The 5,037-nt window shown below is 69.1% G+C and carries 4 protein-coding genes; 3 read left to right on the forward strand and 1 reads right to left on the reverse strand.

The window, feature by feature from the left end; all coding sequences use genetic code 11:
* On the reverse strand, nt 1–542 hold a 542-nt coding region (locus K8V84_RS05780; protein ID WP_304071399.1), incomplete at its 3' end, for an MFS transporter.
* A 257-nt stretch (nt 543–799) separates the two neighbouring features.
* Here K8V84_RS05780 and K8V84_RS05785 point away from each other — a divergent pair.
* The 3 genes from K8V84_RS05785 to K8V84_RS05795 all read left to right on the forward strand — a co-directional run.
* Nucleotides 800–2,677 (forward strand): GAF domain-containing protein, encoded by a 1,878-nt coding sequence (locus tag K8V84_RS05785; RefSeq protein ID WP_304071404.1) that lies wholly within the window; start codon nt 800–802, stop codon nt 2,675–2,677.
* A 148-nt stretch (nt 2,678–2,825) separates the two neighbouring features.
* A complete protein-coding gene (locus tag K8V84_RS05790) occupies nt 2,826–4,091 on the forward strand; it encodes a hydroxymethylglutaryl-CoA reductase, degradative (protein ID WP_304071401.1) in 1,266 nt (421 codons plus the stop codon).
* A gap of 78 nt (nt 4,092–4,169) precedes the next feature.
* The coding region (locus K8V84_RS05795) for a CoA transferase (protein WP_304071403.1) at nt 4,170–5,037 on the forward strand (868 nt) is incomplete at its 3' end.

Below are 5,037 nucleotides of genomic sequence, written 5' to 3' on the forward strand. Positions count from 1 at the left end.
AGGACGGCGAAGGCGCTGGTGGCCAGGGCCATCCCCACGTAGACGGAGGCGCCCGGGAAACCGGCGGTGAAGGCACGTCGTCCCGTCGCCGAGGACTCGCTGGCCATGGTCATGGCCCCGGCGAACTCCGCTCCCGCCCCGGCGCCCTGGAAGATCCTGAGGACGATCAGCAGGATCGGCGCCCACAGGCCGATCGATTCGTAGGTGGGCAGGACGCCGATGAGCGTCGTGGCGCTGCCCATGATCACCAGGGTGACCAGCAGGGTGCCCTTGCGCCCGAGCTTGTCGCCGTAGTGGGAGAGCGTCAGGCCGCCCAAGGGACGGGCCAGGAAGCCCACGGCGAAGGTGGCGAAGGCGCCCAGGGTGCCGGCGAGGTCGCTCCCGCCGAAAAAGAGCGGGGCGAAGACCAACGCCGCGGCGAGACCGTACAGCGTGAAGTCGTACCACTCGATGACGGTTCCCACGGAACTGCCGATGACGGCCCGTCGCCGCTGCCGACGCGAGTCGAGACCGGCGCGGTCGATGTCGTGTGAGACGGCCATACCACTCTCCCTTGTGATTGTCGTGCGGCCGGGAGGGCGCACGGCGCGATGGCGGGGGGCTTGGACCCGATCGGGCCATCAACCAAATTAGTGGCGGCCGTCACATTCGTGATATGTGTCTTCCCTACGTTGATCAGCTCAATTTATGAGTCTTCATCCCATCCTGGTGTGGCACTGCGGAGGTGTTCGTGGAGAACTCGGCGGGGACCGATCGGTCTCGCGGAGAACAGCCCCTGTCCAGGGAGGAGGCCGTGTCGATGCTCGTGGCCTCGATCACCGACGCCCATCCCGGGAGTGTGGCCGACGCGTTGCGGGCACTGTCCTTCCTCGGGTTGGACGAGCGCACCGGCCGGGACCTCTCCGAGAGGATCACCAGGAACAGACGCGAGCTGGCCCGCCTTCGCCGACGGGAGCACGAGCTGGGGGCGCTGTTCTCCAGTGCCCGTGAGCTCGCCGCCGAGCGGGACGGGGACGTGCTGCTGGAGAAGATCGTCGACCGTGCCCACCAGATGATGGGCAGCGACCTCACGTACCTGTCCGAATACGACCCGCGGACCCGTGAGCTGTTCGTTCGCCATACGATCGGCTCCGTCTCGTCGGACTTCCAGGTGCTGCGGGTGCCTCCGGGGAAGGGACTGGCGAGCCTCGTGGTGGAACGCAGATCCGGAGGATCGGTGTTCAGGTACGCCGACTTCGAAGCGGACCGCCGAGAGGCCGGGATCGACACGGCGGTCAAGGCGGAGGGCATCGTCTCCATGCTCGGTGTGCCCATGCTGGCGGACGACGAGGCCCTCGGCGTGCTCTTCGTGGCCACCAGGGAGGAGCACGAGTTCACCCCCGAGGACACCGCGCTGCTGACCGCACTGGCCGACCACGGTTCGGTGGTCCTCCAGACCGCCCGGACGTTGCGCAGCCTCCAACGCGCCGAGGACGAGTCTCGACGGGCGCTCTCGCGCCTGACCGAACACATGATCGAACGGGACAGGGCTCACAGCGTGCACCGGAAGCTGGTGGAGGCCGTCCTGACCGGTGGGGACTTCGGCACGGTGGCCACCACGCTCTCCGAGGAGCTGGCCAGGCCCGTGGCCCTGTACGACCAGGTGGGGAACTCCCTGGCCGAGGCGGGGCAGGGGCTGGCGGAGGTCGACATACCCCGGGACGAGGAGATGGTCCGGGCGCTGCGCCGCAGCACGGAGTCGGGGCGCCTCGTCGAGTTGGAGGACGACGGGCCCGTGGCGGGTGTGGTGGTCTTCGCGGCGGGAGAGCGCCACCTGGGCACGGTCCTCCTCGGTCGGGGCGGCTTTCCCCTCACCGACGTGGACGCCCGCACCGTCGAACGAGCCGCGCAGGTGTGCGCGTTGCTGCTGCTCTCACAGGAGGCCGTGGCCGAGGCGGAATACCGCGTGCACAGTGAACTCATCGCCGACCTGCTCTCGGCGGACGAGGAACGACGTCAAGACGCCGTCGCCCGGGGCCGGCAGCGGGGCATGGAGACCGTGGACCTCACCTCGCTCCTGGCGCTCTCCGTCCCGACCGGACAGCGTGGCCGCGCCGTCCGGCTCGCGGTGTCGCTGGCCCCCTCGCCCTCGCTGGTGGGCGAGCACCAAGGGCTGGTCGTCGTCCTGGGCAGGCCCGGGCTGGAGACCAGGGCCGAGGAGATCCGAAGCGGGGTCGCCCAGCACCTCAAGGGCGGGGTGCTCGGCGTGATCCCGCCCGAGGGGGAACAGGGCGTCCAGTTCCCGCTGGTGAAGAAGACCGTGCGCCTGTTGGAAGCGCTCAAGGTCTCCGACGTCCTCGCCGAGACGAGCGACTACATCCCCTACGCGGCCATCTTCGACACCGATGCCCCGGGGATGACGCACTTCCTGCACCGCGCCCTGGGCGAGGTCAAGCGCTACGACGCCGAACGGGGCACGGAACTGCTCCGTACCCTGAGGGCCTTCGTCCACCACGGGGCCAGTCCCACCCAGACCGCACGCGCACTCAACTTCCACGTCAACACGATCCTGCAGCGTCTGGAACGGCTGGATCGAGTCCTGGGCGACGGATGGCGAGAGGACGAGAACTACTTCCGGATCTCCTTGGCGGTGCGCATGGACGAACTGCGGGAGCGGTTCAACGGGGGCGTTGAATGAGGCAGGCATAGACTCTCGACACAGTGATTCGCGCTTTTCATGTATTCCAGAACCATGCTGCGCGGCACGGGGCGACCATATTCTCGCCACTGAGTGTGAGAAGGAGGCCCGGCGACCCGTCGGGCGCCGTGCGCCAGGAGGTGGATTCTTGCCCGTCAACAGTCGTATCCCAGGGCTCCGGGAACTCAGTGTTCAGGAGCGCCGTGTCAGGGTCACCGAGGATTCCGAGGTGGACGTCGGGGCCTTCGAGCCCCAGAGCGGCCTCGTCTTCGAGCAGGCCGACCAGATGATCGAGAACGCCGTCGGCGTCTTCGGTGTCCCGTTGGGGATCGCGACCAACCTGACGGTCAACGGCCGCGACTACCTCGTCCCCATGGCCATCGAGGAGCCCAGTGTGGTGGCCGCGGCGTCCAACGCGGCCCGGATGGCCAGAGGACTCGGCGGGCTGCGTGCCTCCACCTCCGGACCGGTGATGATCTCCCAGGTCCAGCTCGTGGACGTCCCCAACCCGGAGGAGGCCCGGTTCAGGATCCTGGAGGTCGAGGAGGAGATCCTCGCCCGGGCCAACGAACAGGACCCCGTCCTGGTGGAGCTGGGCGGCGGAGCCCGGGCCGTGGAGGTTCGCATGGTCCCCACGGCCTCGGGGACCCACCTCATCGTGCACCTGATCGTGGACGTCCGCGACGCGATGGGGGCCAACGCCGTCAACACGATGGCCGAGGCGCTGGCTCCCCGACTGGCCGAGCTCTCCGGAGGTAGGTCGCTGCTGCGCATCCTCAGCAACAAGGCCGACCGACGACTCGTGCGGGTACGCGGTGAGTTCGACGCCGAGCTGTTGGGCGGCTCCCGGGTGGTCGACGACATCGTTTTGGCCGGTGACTTCGCCTCCGCGGACCCGTACCGGGCCGCGACGCACAACAAGGGCATCATGAACGGCATCTCCGCCGTGGTGCTCGCCACCGGGAACGACACCCGCGCCGTCGAGGCCGGATGCCACTCCCACGCGGTGAAGGACGGCCGCTACACGGCGCTCTCTCGCTTCGAGAAGAACGCGGCCGGGAACCTGGTGGGCACGCTGGAGGTGCCCCTCGCCGTGGGCCTGGTCGGCGGTGCCACGCGAGCGCACCCCACCGCCAGGGCCGCGATCAGGCTCTTGGGGGTCGCCTCGGCCCTGGAACTGGGCGAGGTCATCGCCGCGGTGGGGCTCGTGCAGAACCTGGCCGCCTGCCGGGCCCTGGCCGCGGAGGGGATCCAGCGCGGACACATGGCCCTGCACGCCCGCACCCTCGCGGCCACCGCCGGCGCGGAGGGAGCGGAGGTCTCGGAGGTGGCCGCCCGACTGGTGAAGGCCGGACGCATCCGGGAAGAGTACGCGCGCGAGGTACTGGGCGAGTTGCGGGGAGCCTCCGCTTGACCTGTGCGAAGGACGTCTCCGGGGGTTGAACCCCGGCCCGGACCCGCACACAGCCCGACGACAGGGAGTGAGAACGCTTTGAACACCACGCAGGAGATCATCCGCCGGCTGGGCGGTGGAGATGGGGCACTCGACGGGATCGTGGTGCTGGACCTCTCGCGGGTACTGGCCGGGCCCTACGCCGCCCAGATCCTCGCCGACATGGGAGCCACGGTCATCAAGATCGAGAACCCCAACGATCCCGACGTCTCCCGCGGCTTCCCCCCGTACCTGACCGCCCCGGGAGGCGCCGAGGGCGACGAGGGAGCCGAGAGCACCGGGACACAGGAGTTCAGCGGCTACTACGGGCAGTACAACCGAGGCAAGCTGGGCCTGACCATCGACCTCGCGCGCGAGGAGGGAAAGAAGGTCCTCAAGGACCTGGTGGCCAAGGCGGACGTGCTGCTGGAGAACTTCCGGCCCGGCACCATGGAGAAGCTCGGTGTCGGCTACGAGGTGCTCAAGGAGGTCAACCCGGCGCTCGTGTACACGGCCATCTCCGGCTACGGGCACACCGGTTCCCGGAGCCGCCGCCCGGCCTTCGACAGCACGGCCCAGGCGGCCGGCGGTCTGTGGTCCATGAACGGATACCCCGGAACCGCCCCGGTCCGGGTGGGCACCACGATCGGAGACCTGTCGGCCGCACTCTTCGCCGTCATCGGCACCCTGGCCGCGATCCGGCACGTGGAGCGCGGCGGAGTGGGACAGAAGGTCGACATCGCCCAGGTGGACAGCATCATCGCCCTCACCGAGACGGCCGTGGTCGATTACACCGTCAACGGCAAGGTCGCCGAACCCGCCGGCAACGAGCACGCGTGGGTGCGTCCCTACGGACTCTTCGACTGCGCCGACGGCCAGGTGTTCTTCGCCGGGTACACGGACAAGCTGTGGCGGGTCACCTGCGAGC

It is taken from the genome of Nocardiopsis listeri (genome assembly GCF_020741345.1).
GTDB classification, from domain to species: Bacteria; Actinomycetota; Actinomycetes; order Streptosporangiales; family Streptosporangiaceae; genus Nocardiopsis; species Nocardiopsis listeri_A.

Coding starts and splice junctions, on each gene's coding strand:
- K8V84_RS05785 (WP_304071404.1), top strand. CDS start 800: ATGCTCGTGGCCTCGATCACCGACGCCCATCCCGGGAGTGTGGCCGAC.